General features: G+C 32.6%; 20 protein-coding genes. 11 read left to right on the top strand and 9 right to left on the bottom strand.

Annotated features, from left to right (window positions below; genetic code table 11):
• Window positions 1-180 precede the first annotated feature (180 nt).
• A complete protein-coding gene (locus N2712_01465; GenBank protein ID MCX8028648.1) occupies window positions 181-987 on the top strand; it encodes a hypothetical protein in 807 nt (268 codons plus the stop codon).
• 1 nt (window position 988) lies between these two features.
• Here the strand turns inward: N2712_01465 and N2712_01460 are convergent, their stop codons facing one another.
• Window positions 989-2,887, bottom strand: coding sequence for a UvrD-helicase domain-containing protein (locus N2712_01460; protein ID MCX8028647.1), 1,899 nt, complete (start codon window positions 2,885-2,887; stop codon window positions 989-991).
• A 270-nt stretch (window positions 2,888-3,157) separates the two neighbouring features.
• On the opposite strand from N2712_01460, the gene nuoF reads away from it, so the two are divergent.
• The 5 genes from nuoF (at window position 3,158) to N2712_01435 (ending at window position 8,304) form a co-directional block, all read left to right on the top strand.
• Window positions 3,158-4,816: an NADH-quinone oxidoreductase subunit NuoF gene (nuoF, locus tag N2712_01455; protein ID MCX8028646.1), complete on the top strand. Its 1,659-nt coding sequence runs from the start codon at window positions 3,158-3,160 to the stop codon at window positions 4,814-4,816.
• Between the two features lie 9 nt (window positions 4,817-4,825).
• Entirely contained in the window at window positions 4,826-5,542 is a 717-nt protein-coding gene (gene hoxU, locus N2712_01450) for a bidirectional hydrogenase complex protein HoxU (GenBank protein MCX8028645.1), read from the top strand.
• Window positions 5,530-6,093: a hypothetical protein gene (locus N2712_01445; GenBank protein ID MCX8028644.1), complete on the top strand. Its 564-nt coding sequence runs from the start codon at window positions 5,530-5,532 to the stop codon at window positions 6,091-6,093. Before hoxU ends, N2712_01445 begins: the two co-directional genes overlap by 13 nt.
• 10 nt (window positions 6,094-6,103) lie before the next feature.
• Window positions 6,104-7,531, top strand: coding sequence for a Ni/Fe hydrogenase subunit alpha (locus N2712_01440; protein MCX8028643.1), 1,428 nt, complete (start codon window positions 6,104-6,106; stop codon window positions 7,529-7,531).
• A 272-nt stretch (window positions 7,532-7,803) separates the two neighbouring features.
• Window positions 7,804-8,304, top strand: coding sequence for a ferritin (locus tag N2712_01435; protein MCX8028642.1), 501 nt, complete (start codon window positions 7,804-7,806; stop codon window positions 8,302-8,304).
• Here the strand turns inward: N2712_01435 and rsmI are convergent.
• A complete protein-coding gene (rsmI, locus tag N2712_01430) occupies window positions 8,301-8,954 on the bottom strand; it encodes a 16S rRNA (cytidine(1402)-2'-O)-methyltransferase (protein MCX8028641.1) in 654 nt (217 codons plus the stop codon). The two genes, N2712_01435 and rsmI, sit on opposite strands and share 4 nt — an antisense overlap.
• A complete protein-coding gene (rpoN, locus tag N2712_01425; GenBank protein ID MCX8028640.1) occupies window positions 8,951-10,384 on the bottom strand; it encodes an RNA polymerase factor sigma-54 in 1,434 nt (477 codons plus the stop codon). The genes rsmI and rpoN overlap by 4 nt, the downstream gene beginning before the upstream one ends.
• A gap of 257 nt (window positions 10,385-10,641) precedes the next feature.
• Here rpoN and aroQ point away from each other — a divergent pair, with 257 nt between their 5' ends.
• Together aroQ and N2712_01415 are read left to right on the top strand one after the other, a co-directional pair.
• Window positions 10,642-11,088 carry a type II 3-dehydroquinate dehydratase gene (aroQ, locus tag N2712_01420; GenBank protein MCX8028639.1) on the top strand — a complete coding sequence of 149 codons (447 nt, stop codon included), beginning with the start codon at window positions 10,642-10,644 and terminating at the stop codon, window positions 11,086-11,088.
• Between the two features lie 81 nt (window positions 11,089-11,169).
• Window positions 11,170-12,642, top strand: coding sequence for an L-lactate permease (locus tag N2712_01415; protein ID MCX8028638.1), 1,473 nt, complete (start codon window positions 11,170-11,172; stop codon window positions 12,640-12,642).
• A 278-nt stretch (window positions 12,643-12,920) separates the two neighbouring features.
• On the opposite strand, the gene N2712_01410 is transcribed toward N2712_01415, so the two are convergent.
• Window positions 12,921-13,478: a 5-formyltetrahydrofolate cyclo-ligase gene (locus N2712_01410; GenBank protein MCX8028637.1), complete on the bottom strand. Its 558-nt coding sequence runs from the start codon at window positions 13,476-13,478 to the stop codon at window positions 12,921-12,923.
• Window positions 13,471-15,285 (bottom strand): ATP-binding protein, encoded by a 1,815-nt coding sequence (locus tag N2712_01405; GenBank protein MCX8028636.1) that lies wholly within the window; start codon window positions 15,283-15,285, stop codon window positions 13,471-13,473. The genes N2712_01410 and N2712_01405 overlap by 8 nt, the downstream gene beginning before the upstream one ends.
• 104 nt (window positions 15,286-15,389) lie before the next feature.
• Here N2712_01405 and N2712_01400 point away from each other — a divergent pair, with 104 nt between their 5' ends.
• The 3 genes from N2712_01400 to dapA all read left to right on the top strand — a co-directional run bounded on the left by N2712_01400 (window position 15,390) and on the right by dapA (window position 17,519).
• Complete coding sequence (locus tag N2712_01400) at window positions 15,390-15,884, top strand: RNA polymerase sigma factor (GenBank protein ID MCX8028635.1); 495 nt, start codon at window positions 15,390-15,392, stop codon at window positions 15,882-15,884.
• Complete coding sequence (locus N2712_01395) at window positions 15,874-16,416, top strand: hypothetical protein (protein ID MCX8028634.1); 543 nt, start codon at window positions 15,874-15,876, stop codon at window positions 16,414-16,416. Before N2712_01400 ends, N2712_01395 begins: the two co-directional genes overlap by 11 nt.
• Before the next feature lie 209 nt (window positions 16,417-16,625).
• A complete protein-coding gene (gene dapA, locus N2712_01390) occupies window positions 16,626-17,519 on the top strand; it encodes a 4-hydroxy-tetrahydrodipicolinate synthase (GenBank protein ID MCX8028633.1) in 894 nt (297 codons plus the stop codon).
• A 125-nt stretch (window positions 17,520-17,644) separates the two neighbouring features.
• On the opposite strand, the gene N2712_01385 is transcribed toward dapA, so the two are convergent.
• From N2712_01385 to N2712_01370, 4 genes are all read right to left on the bottom strand, one after another.
• Entirely contained in the window at window positions 17,645-18,721 is a 1,077-nt protein-coding gene (locus tag N2712_01385) for a UDP-N-acetylglucosamine--N-acetylmuramyl-(pentapeptide) pyrophosphoryl-undecaprenol N-acetylglucosamine transferase (protein ID MCX8028632.1), read from the bottom strand.
• Window positions 18,718-18,957 (bottom strand): hypothetical protein, encoded by a 240-nt coding sequence (locus N2712_01380; protein MCX8028631.1) that lies wholly within the window; start codon window positions 18,955-18,957, stop codon window positions 18,718-18,720. Before N2712_01380 ends, N2712_01385 begins: the two co-directional genes overlap by 4 nt.
• A 302-nt stretch (window positions 18,958-19,259) precedes the next feature.
• Entirely contained in the window at window positions 19,260-21,503 is a 2,244-nt protein-coding gene (locus N2712_01375; protein MCX8028630.1) for an alpha-amylase family glycosyl hydrolase, read from the bottom strand.
• Between the two features lie 163 nt (window positions 21,504-21,666).
• Complete coding sequence (locus tag N2712_01370; protein MCX8028629.1) at window positions 21,667-23,583, bottom strand: DUF4914 family protein; 1,917 nt, start codon at window positions 23,581-23,583, stop codon at window positions 21,667-21,669.
• Between the last annotated feature and the right edge of the window lie 214 nt (window positions 23,584-23,797).

Genomic DNA, 23,797 nt, shown 5'->3' with positions numbered 1-23,797 from the left:
AGGTATTGTTAAAACTGTATAGTATTCAAAAAGTGCTTTTACTCGATTTTTATAACTTATTAGTATTTTAAAAAGTATTATTCATAAACATCTTAATATTTAAGATGTAAGAAACAACCGTAATTAGAAAAGTGTTTTTTTGAAACGTCATCTTTTTTTCATTGAATATAATTATTACGTATGTTAAAGCTAAAAGTATTGTTTTTAGAAATTGTTATGATAATCTTAAGCACTTATGCTTTTTCTTATTTGGAAAGAAAATATGAAATTTTGTTATCAGTATCGACAAACAGATATTTATATACTGATTTAAAGTATAAGAGTGAAACAATATATTCAGATATTTTTTATAAACACAATGAAGTTTTTTCATTTGGTTTAGAGTTTGTAGGAACTTTTGGCATTCCAGTATACACCTATACTGGTTATATACAGGAGTATATTTCTTCAGGAAAGATTTTGCTATATTCAAACTTGCTTAACTATAGGCTTCTGGATCTTGCTAGGATAGGAATTATGACTAAGTTGTCTTTTAACTATATTCTAGATTATAAGGATGTGATATTTTTATTGGAACCATACTCGGTTGGAGATATTCTAAAGGATGTGAGGTATATAATTTCTCTTAAAGACATTGGTTTTGGAGTGTATTCAACTGATTTTATTCCTTTTAGATTCACTATGAATACTTTTACTATTTTGGGCGGATTATTGATTTACTGGGGTAATTTTATTTTTTACCCTATTACATTTCTAGATGTTGATGTTAATAGTTTTTGGTTTGTGCCGTACTTGAGTTTTTTGGTTTCTTATAGAGTAGACAAAAATTTTGAAATGGGGATTGGTAACACTTTTAGGGTTGGTAACTATCTTAACTTAAGATTTTTTTCGAAGATTGATTTCGAAAAGATTATGTTTGATGGATATGCTGAATTTGGAATCGTTAATGGCGTTAGTGTGGGAATTAGATTAATTTCTGAAATGTAAATTAGATTTTCAAAATTTCTATAACGTTAGTTGGTAGTTCATCGATAAATCTAGATGGTGAAGAAATCAAACTTCTTGATCCGCTTAACCTTGTATTTATGTTAGATGTTATTATGAGTATGTTTTTGGCTCTTGTTATTCCTACATAGAAAAGCCTTCTTTCTTCATCAAGGAGTGATTGGTTGTGTATGTTTTTTAAGTGAGGTATTATACCATCTACAGCACCAAATATAAATACTATTGGAAATTCGAGTCCTTTAGATACGTGTAATGTCATGAGTGATACATAGTTTTTGGTTTCATCAACTTCATCTGTGTTAGTCATAAGTGTTACTTTCTCCAAAAACTCTTCAAAAGTTTTACCACCTTCATTTTCAAAACTTTGTATTGCTCTTATGAGTTCTTCAATATTATCTATCCTTTCTTCATGGTTTTGATAGGTTTGCTCTAGATAAGCGTAGTATTTAATATGTTTTAAAAGCTTTCGTACTCTTTCATATAGTTTCTCATCTTCGCCTAAAATTTTCATACATTCGGTAAAATCTGATATTTCCTGGGTAATTAGTAATTTTTCTTTTAGTTCTATGAGACTTTGCAGTAAATCTTTACCATTTTGGAGAGAATATTCTAGTATTTTTTCTATAGTTGCTTTTCCTATTCCTCTTTTGGGTATGTTTATTATTCTTGAGAAGCTTACAAAGTCGTTTTTGTTGATATAAAACCTTAGATATGCAAGTATATCTTTAACCTCTGCCCTTTCATAAAATGCTACACCAGAGTATATTTTGTATGGAATTTTTTTCTTGATTAGCTCTTCTTCTATCAATCTTGATAGGTAGTTAACTCTGTACAATACTGCAATATCTTTTGGTTTGTATCCTCTCTTAATGAAAGATTCTATAAGATCAACTACTATTTTTGCTTCTTTGCGTTGTTCATAGGTTTCGATAAACATTGGTATTTTATCTCGTTTTCCAGTTCCTCTTATTACTTTTTCGTCTCTTCTAAAGAGCATGTTTGATGCAATAATATTCGAGAGTTTTATTATTTCGTCTGTTGATCTATAATTTGTTTTGAGTATTACCACTTTACAGTCTTGAAAGTCTTTGTCAAAGTTTCTAATATTTTCGACTTTGGCTCCTCGCCAACTATATATGGATTGATCATCATCACCTACGACACAAATATTTCTTTCTTCGTTTAGTAGTAATTTAATTAATTCATACTGTATAGGGTCAGTGTCTTGAAATTCATCAACCATAATGTATTTCCATCGTCTTTTGTACGAGTTTCTCAGATTTTCGTTTTCTTTGAGAAGTTTATATGGAAGAATTATTAAATCTGTGAAATCAACAGCATTATTCAACCTTAAAGTTTTTTCGTACTCAATAACTATCTCCTTGATTGTGTCTCCAAATGTTTCATAGGTATCATATCCATATCTTATGTTATTAATGATATCAGATACTCTTTCAGGAGATAATTCTCCGAATAGTGTTTTTCCCATTATTGCTTTTACTACTCTTTTTTGATCTTCAGAATCATATACTACAAATCCTTTTTTTAATCCTAGTTCTTCGTAGTTTTCTTTTATTATGGACAAACCCAAAGAATGAAAGGTCTTTATCCACCAGTTTGTTTCATCTAGTGAAACCCCTGTTAATTTTGATATTCGATTTTTCATTTCGTTAGCTGCTTTGTTTGTAAAAGTTACACATAGTATCTGTTGAGGTGAAGCTTTGCCAGATAGGACTATGTACGCAAATCTATATGTTATGACTCTTGTTTTACCTGATCCAGGACCTGCTATAACAAGAAGAGGTTTTTCTGTGGTGGTTACAGCATCCTTTTGATCATCATCAAGTTCCTTAAGAATACTATCTAAACCTGATAATTGCATATTACCTACAATTATTTAGGTTATTTGGCTATCCTTTCAAAAATGTACTTTTTTAAGAATGTAAGCTCAAAATTTCTTCAACAGCAGCAATAGTTATTTATGGTAGAGTTTTAGTTAATTTCAAATGCTTTAATTTATCAGTTGAAATATTAAAATCAAGGATTGTATTCTTATCACTGTAAATTATACAAGTTAGGTATTGTTTTTTTATGTTAATTTAAGTTGTTTGTTAGACATATAAAATTAAGTGTGAAAATAAGGAGGTAGTCTGTGACGCTTGAAGATTTAAGGGAGATATCTCAAAAACAAGCAGAAGCTTTAAGTAAGTATGAATATAAAGTTCTTATATGTGGGGGTGCGAGTTGTCATTCTTTAGGTAGTGTATCTTTTAAAAAAGCTATTGAGGATACTTTGAATAAGTTAGGTCTTAAAGATAAGGTTGCCGTAATAAATGTTGGATGTTTAGGTTTATGTGGTAAAGGTCCTTTAGTTAGAGTGGAACCTGATGGTATTGTTTATACTAATGTATCTGCAGACAAGGTTTGTGAGATTATTGAGAAACATTTCGTTAAAGGTAGTCCTAGAGCAGAATATATATCTGCAGACGATGCTTTCTACAGGAAGCAATTTTATATTGTTTTGAAGAATTTCAGTGAAATCGATCCTACAGATATCAATCAGTATATATCAGTTGGTGGTTATTCTGCTTTAGGAAAAGCGCTTTTTGAGATGAGTAGGCAAGATGTGATAGAAGAAATCAAGAAGAGTGGACTTAGAGGTAGAGGGGGAGCTGGATTTCCAACAGGTATAAAGTGGGAAACTGTTGCTAAGCAGAATTCTGATACTAAGTTTGTAGTTTGTAATGGTGATGAAGGAGATCCTGGTGCGTTTATGGATAGGAGTGTTATGGAGAGTATGCCATATAGACTACTTGAGGGAATGACTATTGCTGCTTATGCTGTAGGGGCATCTCAAGGGTTTATATATGTAAGAGCAGAATATCCATTGGCTATTGAAAGGTTATCAAAAGCTATAAGAGAAGCTAGAAAAATGGGACTTTTGGGATCTAATATAATGGATACTAACTTTAAGTTTGATATAAACATAAGAGTTGGAGCGGGTGCCTTTGTATGTGGAGAGGAGACAGCTTTGCTTGCTTCTATTGAAGGTAAAAGAGGGATGCCAAGACAGAGACCACCATTCCCTGCTGAAAGAGGTCTTTGGGGATATCCTACATTAATAAATAATGTTGAGACTTTTGCTAACATATACGCAATAATAAACAATGGAGCGGACTGGTTTGCTAACATCGGAACTCAAAAAAGTAAAGGTACTAAAGTATTTGCTTTAGCTGGTAAGATAAACAATACGGGACTTGTTGAAGTACCTATGGGTATAACAATAAGGGAGATGATATATGAGATTGGTGGTGGAATACAGGATGGTAAGAAATTTAAAGCAGTTCAGACGGGTGGGCCATCTGGTGGATGTATACCAGAGAAGTTTCTAGATTTGCCAATAGATTATGACAGTCTGAGAGAAGTTGGTTCTATTATGGGATCTGGAGGATTCATAGTTATGGATGAGGATACCTGTATGGTTGATGTTGCTAAATTCTTTATGGAGTTCTGCGCTGATGAGTCTTGCGGTAAGTGTATTCCTTGTAGAGTTGGTACTATAGAGATGAGAAATATCCTTCAGAAGATAACTGAAGGTAGGGCTAGTATGAAAGATTATCAGAACCTTAAAGATTTAGCATATATGGTTAGGGAGATGAGTCTTTGTGGTTTAGGGCAGACTGCTCCTAATCCAGTTTTGAGCTCTATCATGTACTTCGAAGATGAATACATTGCTCATATTGTTGATAAGAGATGCACTGCTGGAATTTGCCAAATAAAAACATTTGATGTTGTTGATGTATATGTGTAGGAGGATTTTATGAGTGTTTTAACTTTAACTATAAACGGTATTGAGTGTACTGGTAAAGAAGGACAGACAATATTGGATGTTATAAGAGAGAATAAAATAGATCTGCCTGTGTTATGTGATTTAAAAGGGCTTACGCCTGTTGCGGCTTGTAGATTGTGTTTGGTTGAAGTGAAGGGGTTACCTAAGCTTGTCCCAGCTTGTACTACGAAAATACAGGAAGGTATGGTTGTTGAAACTAATTCTGAAAAACTTAGAGCATATCGCAAAATTATAGTTGAACTCCTATTTGCTGAAGGTAATCATATATGCGCATCTTGTGTAGTGAATGGATACTGTGAATTACAAGAGTTGGGATATATGGTTGGAATGGATAGTGTTAGGTTTGATTATTTGTGGCAAACGTTTCAGATAGATGCTTCTCATCCAAGATATGTAATGGATCAAAGTAAATGTGTCAAATGTACAAGATGTATAAGGGTGTGTGATGAGGTAGAAGGAGCACACGTTTGGGATCTTAAAGGCAGAGGTATAAGTGTAAGGGTAATATCAGGGTTGAATGAGCCTTGGGGTCAGGTAAAAGAGTGTACTCAGTGTGGTAAGTGTGTACAAGTTTGCCCTGTTGGAGCGCTATTTGATAAAACAGCAACTTCTTCTGAAATGATTAAAGATAGATCTTTCTTAGAGAGAATACTTGAAGGTAGGGAGGCAAAAATATGGGTAAGGTAAGAATAGGTACAGTTTGGTTAGGTGGTTGTTCAGGGTGTCATATGTCCTTTTTGGACTTAGACGAGAGGCTTCTAGAGTTGGCACAGGTTGCTGAGATAATGTCTTCTCCTATTACTGATTGGAAGTTACATACGCCTATAAAGGAGTATCAGGACTATCCTGAGGTTGATGTATCTCTTGTTGAAGGAGCTGTTGTGAATACTGATAATGTTGAAGTTTTGAAGCTTGTCAGAGAAAGAAGTAAGATACTTATAGCGTTTGGTGATTGCGCTGTTACTGGGAATGTACCATCTTATAGAAACCTTTTTAAAGTTAATGATGTTTTGAATGCGGTTTATCTTGAAAAAGCATCTTACAATCAACAAATACCATCAGATTCAGTTGTTATACCTAAACTCTTAAGTAGAGTAGTTCCTATTTCTCATGTTGTTAAAGTTGATTATTTTTTACCAGGTTGTCCTCCTTCAGCAGATTCTATATGGTATACTATAAAAACATTACTTGAAGGTAAGCAACCTGAGTTCTCTAAAGAAAATTATAAATACGGCTAGGAGGTTAAGTATGACTAAGAGAATAATAATTGACCCTGTGACTAGGATAGAAGGACATGCGAAGATAAGTGTGTATCTTGATGATAAAGGTAATGTTGAAGATGTACAATTTCATGTTACCGAAGTTAGGGGATTTGAAAAATTCTGTGAAGGTAGGTTATATACAGAAATGCCAGGTATAACTCAAAGAATATGTGGTATATGTCCTGTAAGCCACCTTCTAGCATCCGCTAGAGCAGGTGATGATATAATGGGGGTTGAGATACCTGAAGCTGCAAAGCTTCTAAGATATCTTATGAATTCGGCTCAGTTTACTCAATCTCATGCTTTGAGTTTTTTCCATCTTTCTTCTCCTGATTTCTTGTTAGGTTTTGATTCTGATCCGGCAAAAAGAAATATATTTGGTGTTATAGAAAAGTATCCGGATCTAGCTAAAAGAGGAATAAGACTTAGAAAGTTTGGACAGGATATTATAGAGATGCTAGGAGGAAAGAAAATACATCCTGCTTGGGCTGTTCCAGGTGGTGTTAGAGAACCATTATCAGAGGATAAAAAACAAATAATACTTGACTGGATACCCGAAGTCAAAGAAACTACTAAGATGGGCTTGGATTTCTTCAAAAGCTTTATAGATAAAAACAAAGATCTTGTTGAGAATTTTGGAAATTTCTCAAGTTATTTTATGGGTCTTGTTAATGAAGATGGGTCTTATAATCACCATGATGGGTATTTGAGAATAATCGATTCAAATGGTAATATCGTAGTTGATAAAGTAGATCCTAGAAAGTATTATGACTATATAGGAGAGGCAAGTTCAAACCACTCATACCTTAAGTTTCCATATCTCAAGTCCGTAGGTTATCCTGACGGAATGTATAGGGTTGGCCCTCTTGCTAGATTGAATATAGCAAGTAAAATGGGAACTCCATTGGCAGATAAAGAGCTAAAAGAATTCAAATCTCTATCTCCTAATGGTGTTGTATTAAGTTCATTTATGTATCATTATGCTAGATTGATAGAAATAATGCATTGTATAGAAAAGATAGAAGAAATTGTACAAAATCCGATAATATATAAAGGAAAACATAGAGTACATGGAGGAGTTAATAAAGAAATGGGAGTAGGTGTATCTGAAGCACCTAGGGGTACATTGTTCCATCAGTATTGGGTAGATGAAAATGGTATACTTCAAAAAGTTAATCTCATAATAGCGACAGGGCAAAATAATCTGGCGATGAATAAAACAGTTTCTCAAATTGCCAAAGCATATATAAAAAATGGTGATATAAAGGAAGGAATGCTTAATAGAATAGAAGCAGGTATAAGATGTTTTGATCCATGCTTGTCATGTTCCACTCATGCTATAGGAAAAATGCCGTTAAAGGTTGAGATTATTGATGCGAACGGTAATTTGATCAATACTATAATTAGAGATTAAATTCAAGGGTAGTGTAATACTACCCTATTATTAATTTACTATATCCATATATTACGTACATATTTGTGATTTAGTTTTTTTCGAATGGTTTGGATTTTGGGTTCTTGTAAGTATTTTGGTTTTTAAGGGAGATAAATCAGTTTCAGAAATATTAGGTAATAGATACATCTTTGATATTTGCTGATTAGTTTTATTTCTTATTTGAAGTCTTGAGTGAAATTGAAGTTGTGTTTGTAGTTTATTAATAATTCGAGAAGCAGGGGGTACAATGTATGCTTCAGAGAGAAATGGAAGATGCTTTGAATAGACAAATAAACGAAGAATTATATTCGTCATATCTTTATTTAGCTATGAGTGCATATTTTGAAAGTTTAGGTTTTTCGGGTTTTGCTTATTGGTTTAGACTACAGAGTAAGGAAGAACTTAAACATGCTATGAAAATATATGATTATATTATATCTCAGAACGGAGTAGTTAAGTTACTTGCTATAAAAGAACCTCCTCATAGTTGGGATTCTATGCTTCATTCAGTTGAGTCTGCTTATGAGCATGAGAGATACATAACTAGTAAAATAAACGAACTTGTTAACCTGGCGCAGAAAATAGATGATAAGGCTACTGAGAATTTTTTGCAATGGTTTGTTGAAGAGCAAGTTGAAGAGGAAAAAAATACATATGATTTGCTAAGAAAAATCAGAATGGTAGAAAAACATATAGGTGCTTTACTACAACTTGATAATCTTCTTCTACAAAGAGAAGAGGATGATGATTAAATTTTGAGTATAACGACAAATTCTCCTCTTGTGTCAAGAGATATGTTACAAGGGGCTGAATATATAATTTCTTCGTTTACCTTAGTTAACTCTTTAAAGATGGATATCTGGGAATTGGGGTACTCTTCACACAATATCTTGATGAAATCATTTATGTTGGTTGATGAGACTAGGAATACGATAGGTAGTTCCAAGTTTTTGAAGTTTTGTAGTATATTTCTTATTTTCATTCTACCTTTAGGTAGAAATCCATAAAACACAAATTTTGAGACAGGTATGGGTGATACTGATAAACTTGCTGTCAGTGATGAAGGGCCTGGTATAGGTATGCATTTTACTCCTCGTTTGTACATTTCTCTTACTATAAATCCTCCTGGATCTGATACATTAGGTGTGCCTGCATCTGAGACTAAAGCAATACTTTTACCCTTATCTAGAAGCTTGATTATTCCGTTTATGCTATTTTCTTCGTTTGAGGAATTGATCTTGATAAGTTTTTTACCTTTTATACCGTAGTGGTTTAGGAGTTTGATATGGTGTTTAGGGTTTTCGCAGAGTATTACATCTGCACTTTTGAGTATATTTAACGCCCTTATGGTTATATCTTCTAAGTTTCCTATAGGTGTTGATACTACGTATATTTTTTTCATTTTTTCTTCCTTAAGTGTGCCGGTGGTATTCCAATACTTTCTCTGTATTTTGTTACTGTTCTTCTTGCGATTTTTATACCTTTATTCGCAAGTATAGATGATATCTTTTCGTCTGAAAGTGGTTTATTTCCCTCGTTTTTTATTAGGTTTTCTATCATTTTTTTTACCTTATCAACGGATATCTCTTCACCAATTATACTTTTACCTGATCTTGAAAAGAAGTATTTTATGGGTAATAGTCCAACAGGAGTAAGTATATACTTGTCTTTTATCCCTCTGCTGATAGTCGAAACTGTAACTTCTAGTTCTCTAGCTAGATCCTCAATTAGCAAGGGATTTAGGAATTCTTGTTTTCCTAGAAGGAAGGGTTTTTGATGTTCTACTATTTTCTGAATTATGCTTTTTACAATATTTTTTCTGTATTCTACTGATACTATGAGATTTTTTGCTTTCACTATTTTTTCTTTTAGCTCTTTGGACTTCGATTTTTTTATGGCTTCTATGTAATCTTTCCTTATCTTTAACTTTGGTATGTAGGTATCATTAAATTCTATTTCAAGATCGTTATCCTCTGTTTTTCTTATTATTGCTTCTGGAATTATAAAATCTTGTGACTTTGAGAAATTTGCTCCTGGTGTTGGATTGAGAAACTTTATTATTTCCATAAGCTTTTGAAGATCTTCTTTTGGAATGTTGTACTTTGATATTATTTCTTTAGGGTTAGATGCTAGGAGCTCTAGGTCGTTATTTATTATCTCCTTGTAAACATTCAAGTAGGGTATTTTAGGGTAGTATTTCTCGATTTGTATTGAAAGTGCTTCTTCTACAGTTCTGCTTCCACATCCTATAGGATCATATTCCTTTATTCTCTGTCTAACTCTCTCTATCTCTTCATCTGTGAATTCATAACCTTCAATTTTTCTAAAATCTTCAATATTTCCTTTAAAGTATCCCTTATCATCAATTTCATAAATTATATATGTTGCTAGTGTGAATAGTCTTTCATCTGCTATGTCTAATCTTGCTTGAAATATTAGATGTTCTTGAAGTGTTTCATTTTGTGATAATACACTTTCAAATATAGGTACATTTTCGCTTTTTCTTTCATAGGACTCAAATTCTTTTACCCTTGAGAGTTCAAATGTATCACTTATTTCGCTAGTTATGTTATCAAACTCATCTACTTTTTCAAGTCTTGTTGTTTGATATATAATATCTATTTCTGGTCTTTCTTGTTGGGTTTGTCGTTCTAGGATTGTTCCTTCATCTACCTCAATTACAGGATTTTCTTCAAGTTCTTTTTTTATTTCTCGTTCAAGTTCAGCGATAGGTAAACCCAAAACTTGTATAGTTTGAGATAGGATAGTGGTAGGTATTTGTTTTATGTTCATTCTAAGAGATTGTTCTATTTTGGTTACTTTCCTATTCATATTCATAATTTAAATTATAAATCAATAATTTAAAACTCCTAAAGTTAAATCTTTGTAACTTGAAAAAGTAGTAAAAAGTACAACATTTTGGTACCATACTCAAAAAGCGTATAACTTTATGCTTAGTACTAATAAACACCATGAAAGTATCGAAGATACTTTATCATAGCATTCAGGTGCTAAAACTTTTAGTTTAGGAACTAGAAGATTAGATTATTTAACTGTTACTATTTTACTATGTTTAGGAGATGAATGTTATGAAAAAGATTTTGGTTGTTAATGGACCAAATCTTAATATGCTTGGTGTTAGAGAACCTGACAAATATGGAATTAAAAATTTGGAGAGTATTATTGATAAAATTAAAGGTATTGCTAATAGTTATGGTTATGAAATTTTACACTTCCAGTCAAATTCTGAGGGTGAAATAATAAGTTTTATTCAAAAGGAAGGTATTTCAGCGTCTGGTATGATAATAAATGCTGGTGCTTATACTCATACATCTATAGCTATTAGGGATGCCATTCTTTCTGTTAATATACCGTTTGTCGAAGTACATCTATCTAATGTATACAAGCGAGAAAAATTTAGAAATAGATCTTACCTTTCTGATATTGCAATAGGTGTTGTTACTGGTTTTATGGAAAATAGTTACTACGCGGGTCTTTTGTTGCTCCTGGCTTATCTAGGGGAGAATGTTTTCTAGGTTTATTTATATAAATCGTTATCTAGAAAAATAGTCTATTAAACTGTAAAAATATCTAGAAATTTTTCAGGAGACAAATTTATGGACAGTACAGTTTTGGGGCTTTTGAGTTTGGTGCCCTTTATACTTCTTGCGATAGGTATTTTGAAAACAAAAATTAAAATGTATTGGGTTACTTCTATTGTTCTAATTGTTACAGTGTTGTTATCATTTTTATGGAATACCAAGTATGAAGTTTTGATAGTGTCACTTGTAGATGGTTTTGTTCTGGCTATAATTCCTATAATGTGGGTTATATTTTCGGCAGTCTTTACATATTTCATTGGTATAAAAACTGGAGTTATTGAGAAAATAAAAATTTTTTTGAATAATATTACTGAAGATAAAAATGTTCAAGCAATACTAATAGCTTTCTGTTTTGGTGGATTTCTTGAAAGTGTTGCTGGATTTGGTACTGCTGTAGCAATACCTACGGGAATGCTAGTTTCGTTAGGATTTAATCCTGTAAAAGCAGCTGTGATATCTCTGATAGCAAATTCTGTTCCTGTTGCTTTCGGAGCCCTGGGTTTACCTGTTATAGTGCTTAGTAATTTAACTAAAGAACCACTTAGTTTAATAACAAAATATGTTGCGTTACAGTTGTTGCCTTTTTCTATATTTATACCTGTTTTAATAGCAATTATATCTAACAATGGATTTAAGGGAATTTCAAAATCAGTAAATGATGCTATATTAATTGGTCTAGTTTTTGCGGTTACACAAACTTTGGTAGCGTTTTTCATAGGACCTGAACTAGTAGCAGTTTTAGGTAGTTCTGTAGCACTGTTATCAGTCATAATAACAAAACACGTTAAAAAACCTAACCCTTTACTTAAGGATATGTTTGTGCCAATAATTAATTATGTTATACTTCTAGTGTTAATAATTGTAACTAGAGTTATACTAGTTGATCCTTTGAGTAAGTATCCTTTTGTAATTACATTTGCATTTTTTGAGAAAACGATTAAGATAGAGTATCTAACTACGCCGGGTACATTGCTTTTTGTATCTTCTGTGTTGGGTGCTTTTATACAAGGGGCGAAAATAAAAGATATTACATCTACTATCTTGGAAACGCTTGATAAGATAAAATGGAGTGCTTTAACGATAGTAAGCATCGTTATATTGGCTAAAGTTATGGGTAATACTGGTATGATAATTAGTACAGCACTTTTGATTTCTGGTGTTTCTGGTAACTTTTATCCTTTATTTTCACCACTTGTAGGTGCTATAGGTACGTTCCTTACGGGTAGTGATACAAGTTCTAATATACTTTTTGGTATTTTGCAGAAGGAAACCGCTAAAAACTTGGGGTTTGATGTACAATGGATTGTATCTTCAAATACCTCAGGAGCAACAGCAGGTAAGATGATATCACCTCAGAGTATAGCAGTAGCAACATCTGCTATAGGCATGTACGGATATGAAAAACAGATTATTTCGTCAACATTACCTGTGTGTTTGATTTATTCTTTGATGCTTGGTGTTTATGTGTTTATAGTTAGCGTTCTATGAATACTTATATTATGTAGCAAAACTAAGATTCTATCTTACTTTCAGAAAAATGTGGATTGAGTTGAATTTTGGATAAGAGGATTTTTACTTGAGTGGAATAAGTGTTTAATAAACTTTTTTCTTTTGTTGGTTATATAATTAGTCTAATAGTTGAAACTACGTGGATTTAGGTTTAAATTATAACGTATGGATAGGTTAACAAAAATTCTTGTTATAGGTGGTATACTATTTTTTGTTATTGTTTATACAATTAAGAGTATAATAAGGATTATATCGCCCTAGTAGCATCTATATATGTTTTTTTCGGTTATAATAGCTGATAATGGAACATCGTGGTTTTCTTTGGTTATATTTTCTGCTTTTTGGCACTCGTATGCTAGGCCTACTTTGTATTTGATTCTGTGATAGTTTGTAGCCAAAAATCTATCATAAAATCCACCACCATATCCTATTCTAAAACAGTTTTGATTGAACCCTACTAAAGGTATTATTGCTAGATCTATGTATCCTTCAAATGGTTTACCTTCGATAGGTTCAAGAATTCCTTTGTATCCACTTTTAATCTTAAAATTTCTATTTACTTCTATGGTGATGAGATTGTTTTCATAAACTTTTGGTAAGATTAAAATCTTATTGCTTTCAATAATTTTGGTCATGATGTGTAGTGTCATAACTTCTGAGTTAATTGATAGATATATCATAACACACTTAGATATTATCCATTCTTCTAAGGAAATAAGTTTTTTGGATATTTCGATTGATAGTTTAATTTGGTTATGTATTGACAAACTATTTCTTTTTGAAATTAATTCCCTTCTTAGATCTTTTTTATTCACTGTTTATTCCTATATACTGGGATAATGATAAATTTTGGGTTAGTTCTGCTTCTTCTTTTCTTGTTGCGTATGGCGGTTTAGGGAATTGTACTACTAGTGGTACACTAATGTCTGGTTGGTGTATTATCATGGTTCCACTACTTATATTTTTGGATTTTTCTTTATACTCTCTTGGTAAATAGTTATAGAACTTGTTTTCGGCCTCTCCTGGATCAAGTCTACCGTTTATCTTTATACTTGAGTTTACTATGATTCTTGGATCGACTTGACTTAACATTTGTTGTGCTCCTATAAGAATTATTCCTAAGCTTCTACCTCTTTCTGATATGTCAAGTAGGATTTCTTTGATAGGACTGTAACCTGTTGATGGGGCATACTTGTTTAATTCGTCAATCATAATAAAAACGGTGTAGGGAGTTTCTTGTTTTTTGTAATATATTTCTGATAAAAGACTACCTACAACAAATCTTTGTGCTCTGAAACTTAGGAATTTGTCAGATATACTTACGACTGATACTTTTTTTTCTTGCCATTCTATTCGCTTTGTTTGATTCCTAGTTATCAAGGAGTTAATCTCTTTTGCACTTACTAAAAATCTTCTAATAAATTTGTTAACACTTTGTTGGGGTGCTTTTTCTGGTATAAAGATTCTATATAATTCTCTTAATCCTTCTTCTATATTATGATATGATACTACAAACTCCAAAAGGGCTGATAGTGACGTTTTAATATCTTTTTTCTCGAGATCTTGTAGAGTTATTTTTTGGTTACTATATAATGAGTCTATTTCAAAAGTGAGATTATTTGATCTTATTTCGAAATAGCTTTTTGAAGAGTTACCTATTCTGGCATGTTCTCTTAGGTTTCTGGAGAAGTGATTCAAGATGAAGATAAAATTATCATCTTCTCTATCCTCTGGATCAAACATATACTTTACTAATTCTTCTTTCAAGAAATCTTCTATTGACCAGCAATATATTTTTGTATTACTGTTTTCAGATTGATAGTTATCTATTCTTTCGTGCGTGTAGGGTTTAAATTCATTTGTTTTTTCGTTATATTCTTTGAGAGGTAGGTAAAAGTTGGTATCTTCTTCCTTGAATGGTGTTAATTCAATTTCCATTATTCTATAATAGTTTTCTAGATTTCTTTCTGCAGAGAATTCTGTATTTCTTTTGTCTATATGCAACAAATCTTCACCTTTTACACTAAAGACTATAAAGCGTAGATTATGCTTGTTTACTTTTAGTTTTTGGGAATACAGTATGGAGTGTATTAAGAACAAAGCATAAGATGTTTTAGTGGCAATTCCAGAAATACCAGATATTGATATATGAGCTCCATTTTTACCACTTATAAAATCCCAGTTTATGTATGCTATACTACCGTTTCTTAGTATTCCTGCTGGTACCAAATTCTGTTTTTTGTCCATATTAGTGGCTATATTTGTTTCTTCTTGATTTGTGATCAGAGTAACTTCACTTCCGGGATCTGGAGGTATATCATAGTTATCTGGTATAATTCTGGTTATCTTTACGTGTGCTAGATGGTAAAGTACGTAGGGTATTACTCCTTCAGCTGTCTTAGAATTCCAACTATGGAATTCTACTCCTTCAAATCCTTTTATTATGTTTACAACTATTCCGTAAAATTTAATAGTAATAGTTTGATTTCCTTCTTCTTTTTTATTTTCAACGATCACTATATCGTCAACTTTTACAATTTCCCTGTCATGTACTTGAAACCAAAATTCAAAAGGAGTTGCTTCTTTAGTTCCTATGACAATTCCTACTCCTCTATTGCTCATATAGTACTTTGCAGTAAATATAAATATTCTACTTTGTAAATATCAAGTGACATTATCACAATGTAATTTTGTAACCTATTTGTCTTTTTAGTATCATATGAAAAATGGATGAAAAAGAATTTTTTGAAGAGATCTTTGAGGAAGTTAAAGGTATGACTATAGGATACTTTTTGTCGAATGGTGTAAAATATAATGATGTTGAAGAACTTGTAAATAAAACTTTTCTACTTGCATGGCAATATAGGTACTCTCTGAGAGATAAGAATAAGGTTAGAAACTGGATATTTAGTATAGCTAGAAATGTGTTGAGATCTTATATGAATAATATTAAAAAGCAGAAAAGACTTTTTGTCGAGCTTGATGGAGATATTCCGTACCAAGAATCTCTGTGTGAAGATAAAGATTTAGAATTTGCTTTGGAAGTGGTAAATAAACTACCAAAAAGATATAGAGATGTTTTTACGATGTTTTATATTGATAGAAGAAGTTTGAAAGAGATTTCTGAGATACTAGGTATTTCTGAAAATAATTGTAAGATTAGACTTTTTAGGGCAAGAGACAAGATCAGAAAAATAATAGGAGAAATTGATGAAACATAAAGTGATTCACGAGAAAATATTTTTGAATTTACTTGATGGTACTGAGCTTGATGGGGAGATATTAGAGCATGTAGTAAATTGTAAATATTGTGATATTTATTTACACAGAGTTAGTAGATTTTTAAAAGGTATAAAGAGTATACAAGATCAAAAATACAAATTATTGACGGAAGTTAAGTTGCCTAATCGAGGAATTTCTTTTGAGAACGTTAGATTGAGGTTTAGTTTTAAACTAATTTGTAGGGGATTTGGGTTACTATCATTCGTTGTGTTTTCTATAGTTGTTGTGATTTTTGGATGTTTAGTTTATAGTTGGTTCTTTCAAAATTTATTTCCCACGGTATCTGGGACTGATAAGTTAAATTTGTACATTTTCGATGTTTATGAGCACCTAAGTAGTTATTATAAGGATACTTTTCAAATCAGAAATTCTTATGAAAATATATATTCAATAGTGTACGATGATTGGAACAACCAAATAGAAGAGTATGATATCGAAATATTTTACTATGGTAATTTTTTGAAAGAGTAGTTTTAGGTATCTTTTTAATAGAGATATTTTATTTTTAATGCAATGGTGAATATGATTGTATGTCTTTGATACTCTTTATTAGGGATTTGTAAGAATACTTTTGTGTGTATCGGGATTATTAATAGCTTTTGATTTTATTGGTTTTCAAGACTTATATTGGAATTGTATAATGTATATAATTTAACATTTTTAGAGAAGTGGAGGTGTTTATGTTTAAGGGATCAATGGTTGCTCTTATAACACCATTCAAGAAAGGAAATGAAGTAGATTGGGAGACTCTTGAATACCTTGTTGAATTTCACATAGAGAATAAAACTGACGTAATAGTTGCTTGTGGAACTACAGGAGAATCTCCGACATTAAGTTACGATGAACATGTAAAGGTTATAGAGTTTGTTGTTAAAAAAGCTAATGGTAGGATACCTATTGTTGCTGGGACTGGGACTAACTCAACAAATGAAACTATTTACTTTACTAATGAAGCAAAGAAGGCTAAAGCAGATGCTGCACTTGTTATAGCACCATATTACAATAAACCGACTCAAAGAGGACTTGTTGAGCATTTTACGGAAGTGTCAAAAAAGACAGGAGGTTTTCCAATAATAGCCTATAATGTACCTAGTAGAACTGTAATAAACATTGAGCCTCAAACGTTAGCTGAAATAGTTAAGAAAAATCCTAATGTGATAGGGGTAAAAGAAGCATCAGGTAATATAAAACAATGTATGGACATTCTTGAGTTTGTTGGTAAGCCAGATTTCGCTCTTATATCAGGAGATGATAGTATAAATTTGCCTATACTCAAGATAGGTGGAGTAGGTGCGATATCGGTTACCGCAAACTTAGTACCAAGAGATGTTTCAGATATGATAAATTCGTATTTAAAAGGGGATGTAAAAAAAGCAGAAGAAATTGACAGAAAACTACAAATACTAAATCGAGTACTGTTCTTAGAGACGAATCCTATACCCATTAAGAAAGCTATGGAGTTAGTAGGTATCATAAAAGATGGTAGTTTAAGATTACCTCTTACTGAATTATCTGAATCTAATGTCCAGAAATTGAAAGAAGCAATGATAAAATATGGACTTAAAGTTAGCTAGTTGATTCCCTTTAGAGTTTGGTAGTATTCAGTAAACCATATTTATTTGTGGGTTGCAATAAAATTTAAAGTAAGTTTTGTCTTTCGTTAATACTACTGTAAGTTTTTAAAGTTGAATGATGTAGTTTAATTTGAGATTAACTGGAGTACTGTGGATACTATTGTTTCTGTGGTTTTTGGTGGAAACAGTTTTTTTACATTTGTTTTGAATATGTCGTAGTTTTTGAAAACTAATTCTAAGGCTTCGATAAGTTTTTGGTATGTTAATTCTCTTTCTTCTATTACTATGCCAGCTCCCCTTGATTCGAAGAATAATCCATTGTAGTATTGATGGTTGTTAGCAGCATATGGAAAAGGAATTATTATAGGAGGAACTCCAAAGAATGCAATTTCGGAAAGAGTACTTGCTCCACCTCTTGTTATTACGACATCAACTGCGCTGAAAAATATGTTTACATCTGTCATAAATGGGAATAACTTTAGATTTGGTATAGAACTGAATTTGCTTGATATATCTTCATAGTAATCATTCCCAGTTATCCATATAACTTTATACATCTCTGTAAGTTTCTTAATGTTTTCTGATATTATTTCATTTACTCTTTTTGCTCCTTGGCTTCCTAATATTATTCCTACTACTTTGTCTTCTCCATTGAAACCAAAGGTATTCTTGGCGTAATTCTTGAATATTATATCTTCTTCGGAGTATCTTATAGGGTTTCCTATCCTTTCGAAGTTTTTTCTGTATTTTTTAACTTTGTTAAGAGGGAATGTTAGTATAACTTTTTTTGCGAATATTGATAATATTTTGTTTGTTATGCCCATTACTGAGTTTTGCTCAAATACAATTATAGGTTTTCCAGTAATAATACCTGCTATTCCTACAGGACCTGAAACATATCCACCTGTAAGTAAAATAAGATCAGTTTTGGTAGATATTATGACTTTTATGGCCTCAAAAAGAGATATTATGAATTCCCAGAATACAACAAGATTTCTTATAAGATTTTTTGATAAACCTTTGGATATTGATATTGTAATAATATCATTTTTATTTACATTTTTTCCAACTATAGGAAATTTAAGAGCATGAGAGTTTGTTATGAAAATAACATTATGTCCCTTTTGCTTTAATGAGTTATATAGAGATATACCTGGAGATATATGTCCTCCAGTACCACCTGATACTATAATTATGTTCATTTTTTCTCTAAAAGCTTATCAACTTTTGAATTTATCTCCATAATCACTTTTTCAAGATTGTTTACCTTTGAGTTTATGTAATGGAAACCTTCAAGTACACCTTCCTTTATCTTCAGAAGTTCATGTTCAGAGCTTACTACTATGTCCTTTAGTCTTTGAACTTGGTTTTCAAGTATTTGAGTTTCATTGATGATATTTCTTAATCTATCCATTATTTCAGGAATCATAGGATCCATACATTACCTCCTTACTCGGTAAATTATGTAAGGTTATAAATTTTTTATTCAACTACAAGGAGCTTAAAACTATAAAGTTTAGATCTAAAGAGAAAATTTTTTAGATATGTTAGTACGGTTACTATATTTTTTGGTAATGATTGTATAGGATGTTACACATGTTTGGTAGGAAATAGATTTCACCAAACTTGAATTTTTGTTCTCTGGATGTGAAGAGAGAATAGCAGAAAGTGAATGGTGTAATTTTTAGTTAGGTAATGGATTTAGTTGTTGAGGGGGATAAGCATCCCCCTTATAGAAAACTATTGTTTTCTGTAGATTAGTACGCCGTATTCTGGTATTTTTATATTCACGTTACCACTACCTGAATAGTTAACTGGATTTGTTAGATATACATCTGCCCAAGGGTCGCCATATGCACCACTTGGATGCGCAAATATTAGGTTCCAAGTTCCAGCACTTGGGAACGGTATTCCATAACTGGAGTAGCTTTGTTTATTATAGTTAATTATGACATATATATCTCCACTTCCTGTACCGTAACCTCTTCTAAATGCTATAACTTTATCAGTGTTGTTGATATGTAGTACTCCTATTTGATCAAATCTTACAGCCGCGTTATTTCTTCTTATCCAGTTGAGATCTCTAACTGCTCTCATTGTGTTAGTTGCTCGTATATTATTAAGATTTGCCCATGTTATTGGTACATCGTCTCTAAACCATTTTTGGTTGTTTGGCCAATAACCTTCTAAAAATTCTTCCCCAAAGAATAACATTGGTATTCCTCTGGCCATTACTGCTGTTGCTACTGCTGTTATCATTTGACCTTGGGCGTCATATTCACTGTTACCCCAACTACCTCTGTTGACCAAATCTGCAGATGGCCTTTGTTTACCATTTGCTGCTTCATCGTGCGATACATGATATTGTATTGCGAATAATCCGTTTGGACTTTGGTTATCAAGACCGTTATTTAGGTAATCCGCAACAATGTAATTTGCTATCGAATTAATATCTACTGTACTAGGACCACTTGTAAATAGTTTCTTGAGCTCATGTGAAAGGTTTACATTCCACTGAGAATCGAAACCAGCACCACCTGCTGCTTTTTTCCTTGTAACCCAAGCATCATTTGGAAGATGTTCTGCTATGAGTAATACTCTTGAATCTATTGCTCTTAAACTGTCGGTAACAAATTGCATAAAGTCCCAGTTGTTTATGTAAGCAGTTGCATCGAATCTGAAACCATCAACTCTAAAAAACTCCATAAAGTATCTTGCACTGTCAACCAAGAACTTTCTTACCATTGGATTTGAATAGTTAAACCTTGGTCCCCAAGGTGTAGAACCTGAGTACCAATACGTGTCTGGGTTGTTCCAGTCTGCTGCGGGATCAAAAATTGCTATTGGATCATCACTTGCTCCCTGATGGTTGAATACCAAGTCAAGTATAACTGCTAATCCTCTCTTATGTGCTTCGTTTACAAAGTTTTTGAGAGATATTATGTTTGTTCCTGCGCTGCTTGTTCCTCCTCCCGCATAAGAAGTTTCAGGAGCGTAATGAAACACGTAGTTGTAACCCCAAGATAGATCTCCTGCAAACTCTTGTATTGGTAGAGGTTCAACAGCAGTTATGCCTAAATTAGTGATGTAGTTAAACATATTTATGGCAGTGTTGAATGTACCCCATCCACTGTAATCTGAACCATTTGTAAAGAAAGTTCTTATGTGGATTTGGTAGATGTTATAGTAGTCATGAGTAGGTCTTGTCCAAGTGGCCCATGTATATGCTTGAGATACAATTACGGAGTTTCCAGTAGAATGTACTTGTTTTCTGGCGGCAGGATCAGAGACCCAAACAAGAGTTCTATCATGCCTTTCAACAACAAATTTGTACTGTTGTCCTGGGGATGTGTTATTAACAGCAGCCCACCATATTTCTCTGTTTCTAGAGAGTCTCATAGGAGTATTTGTTGGGTTCCAAGAATTGAAGTCTCCAGCAACATATACTTTTCTAGCATTAGGAGCATAAAATGAAAAATGAGTTGTATAGTATGTACCTCCAGAGTATGTTGCACCAAAATAGTTTGTTACTGCGGAAGCAGTAGGATTCTCATATAATGAAATTTCATTTGGTAACCACCAAGCATAGGTTTCCCACCAATTTACTGGTGAATGTACATAAATATGAGCAGTGTTTGAAACACTGTAGATAGATGGTAAACTTACAATTCTATCGTAGCCATTTTTTATTGGTTCTTGTCTGGTCCAATTAGCATCACTTCTTAACTTTAATCCAATTCTATTTGTTAGATTTGGTATGTTTGTTATTACAAACACATACCACTGTTGGTAATTGGAGATTCTGTTCACAAATCCACTGGTGGTTGTGTTAGGAAACCAATAATAGAGTTGTATACTTGGCCAACTAGCAAGGTTGCTGTTGGTGTATACATATACTATTAGTGTTTTATTTGCGCTACTTACGCCCACAAACGCAAGTAGCACAACGAGCGCTAATAACGTTACCTTTAAGAGCGACTTCATATTTTACCTCCTTATTATGCGAAATTATGCAAAAAATGTGCCATAAAATAAGAAACTCACTAAGTCTTTATAATAAAGGGGATAATTATAAATTATACCAAAATATTTTGGATTTAGAAAAGCACTAATTTGCACAATTAGTTAATAGAATTGTGCAACAGATCTAACCAGTTTTATCAAGATCTATGAATGAATCAATTTTTAGTATGTCTTCAAAATCTTTAAGAGTACCTTTATCGTATAGGCATGAGAGTATTTTTTTGCCTGTAGGATCTAGTTCGGGTGAGCTGTAATAGTGTTGAGTTTCTTTTACGAAGAATTCATATAGTTGTTTATATCCTTCATCGTAAGCATCTTCCCCTACGTAATGTTGTAGTTCTGTTCTTACAAATCCTATGTCTATTTCTTGTCCTTCAAATATGAATTCTTTTAAAGAATATCCCAGTAATACTCCTCTTGAAGGTACTAATTCTTCTTTTGAGAACCTAACTCCTCCCCTTCTAGCAAGGTATTCTCTTGTAATCCATTCTGCGAAAAAGCCAACTTTCCATGCCCCTATATGTTGGTTTGGGGTGATTATATATTTTACTCTTGGAGTGTTTATTATCTGTTTCAGTAATAGATTTGCGTGAGTGACTTTCTTGCCAGTTGCGAAAGGCCAATAAGATCCTACTCCTTCTGCCTCTATTCCCATACCTTGTCCTACTATACTTGGATTTGCATGCCCTCTCGGAGCGACAAGCCTCCATATCCAAGCTATCGCAGGTGGTAAAATATGAAAAGTTCCAACTATCCCGTAAGTTGGTTTATCTTTAGTACAAGGTGGTGTTCTTATACCAAAGCTTCTGACATGAATATAGGTTGGTTTAGTTATGATACCATTTATTAGTTCTCTTCCTACAACGAATCTGGGGTTAGGGCACGGTTTACCTGGTTCATCTTCTATGTGTTCCCATAGTAATGCTGTCGAAAATGGTTTGGCGTCTATGTTTAGAAAGAGTAAAGGTCTTTGAGGGTATATTGATAATTTTTCTATGTCTGGATCGGTGCCATATTTTGTTATGTGATCTACTCTTATGAACCATCCATTTTCTCCATCGACTATTACTAATCCTCCATCATTATTTTGTATTGATGGATGAGACATAGTCATATCATCTGATATTGGTCTTAATTTACAAGATATCGGTAGGGATAGTTTTATTCTCTCTCCTGTGATAGTATGATATGCGAATGGTATTGTTCCATCTTCACTTCTATGTATGTTTTCATTCATTTCACTTTTACCTCCACCACTTGCCCCTTCGTGTAGAAATCCAACTCTGTTACCATACGGAGTTATTACCAGTACACTTGATGCATGTAAAGTAAGCCATTCTTCTTTTTCTCCTATATCTAGTAATGCTGAATATACACCTTTCTTAGCACTTGGACCTGGATAGAGATTATAGCTGAAAATTTCATGTAAATCTTCACTTCTGTAATGTACTACTCTTTGTTTTCCACCGAAGATAGTGTGTCTAAATGGTGGAGATACGTACAGAGCTATTCTTATCTTTTTTCTAACACTGAATTTACTAACATCCTCAATCCTCTGTAAGGTGCCTAATGCAAGACCAAAGAAACCTGCGTTTGAGGGAGCTATAACTATTCCATATATTCCAAGATCAAGTTGTCCTACTCCAAATACAAATGTTGCTAAATCTTGTTTCTTTAACCATTCGAAAGTTTCTTTTCTTAGTACAGAAAAGTCATAACCTATAACATCTCTAAATCTAGGTTTGTCGGTTGGAAGTTCATCTCCTATTAGCATACTATTAGGGTCTCTTCTTCTCATATAAGGTTCGATATAGTTTACTGTTATACCATTCTTTACCTTTATTACCACTGCTTCGTCAATGATTCCTTTCCCATCTACTTCATATGATACCTTTTTACTGCCATTTACCATTCCTTCTGTTGTTAAATCGTATAAATCTTGAAGTGTTAGTGCTACTTTTGTGCTTTTAGCGTTAGTAAGTATATCCTCAATCCATTCAGGAACTTCTACTTTTGACAAAAAATCTTTTATGTCTATCATAAAATACCTTCCTTTGGTTTATTTTAATGTATTAACGTTAGAAAATCCAAGTAATTGAAGTTATTTTAAAATGAATTTTGGAATTATAGTTATAGAACTCAGATCAGTTTATTATAACTCAGGATACAGATACTGAGATCTCAAGGAAGGGTATAATACTCCGAAATTTTTAATAGGAGGGGTACGAGATGGGTATTGAGAGGGATGTATACAA

It is taken from the genome of Brevinematales bacterium (assembly GCA_026415355.1).
GTDB lineage: Bacteria > Spirochaetota > Brevinematia > DTOW01 > DTOW01 > SKYB106.
The sequence above is the reverse complement of the archived record's forward strand: the minus strand, read 5'-3'. Positions and strand labels throughout refer to the sequence as shown.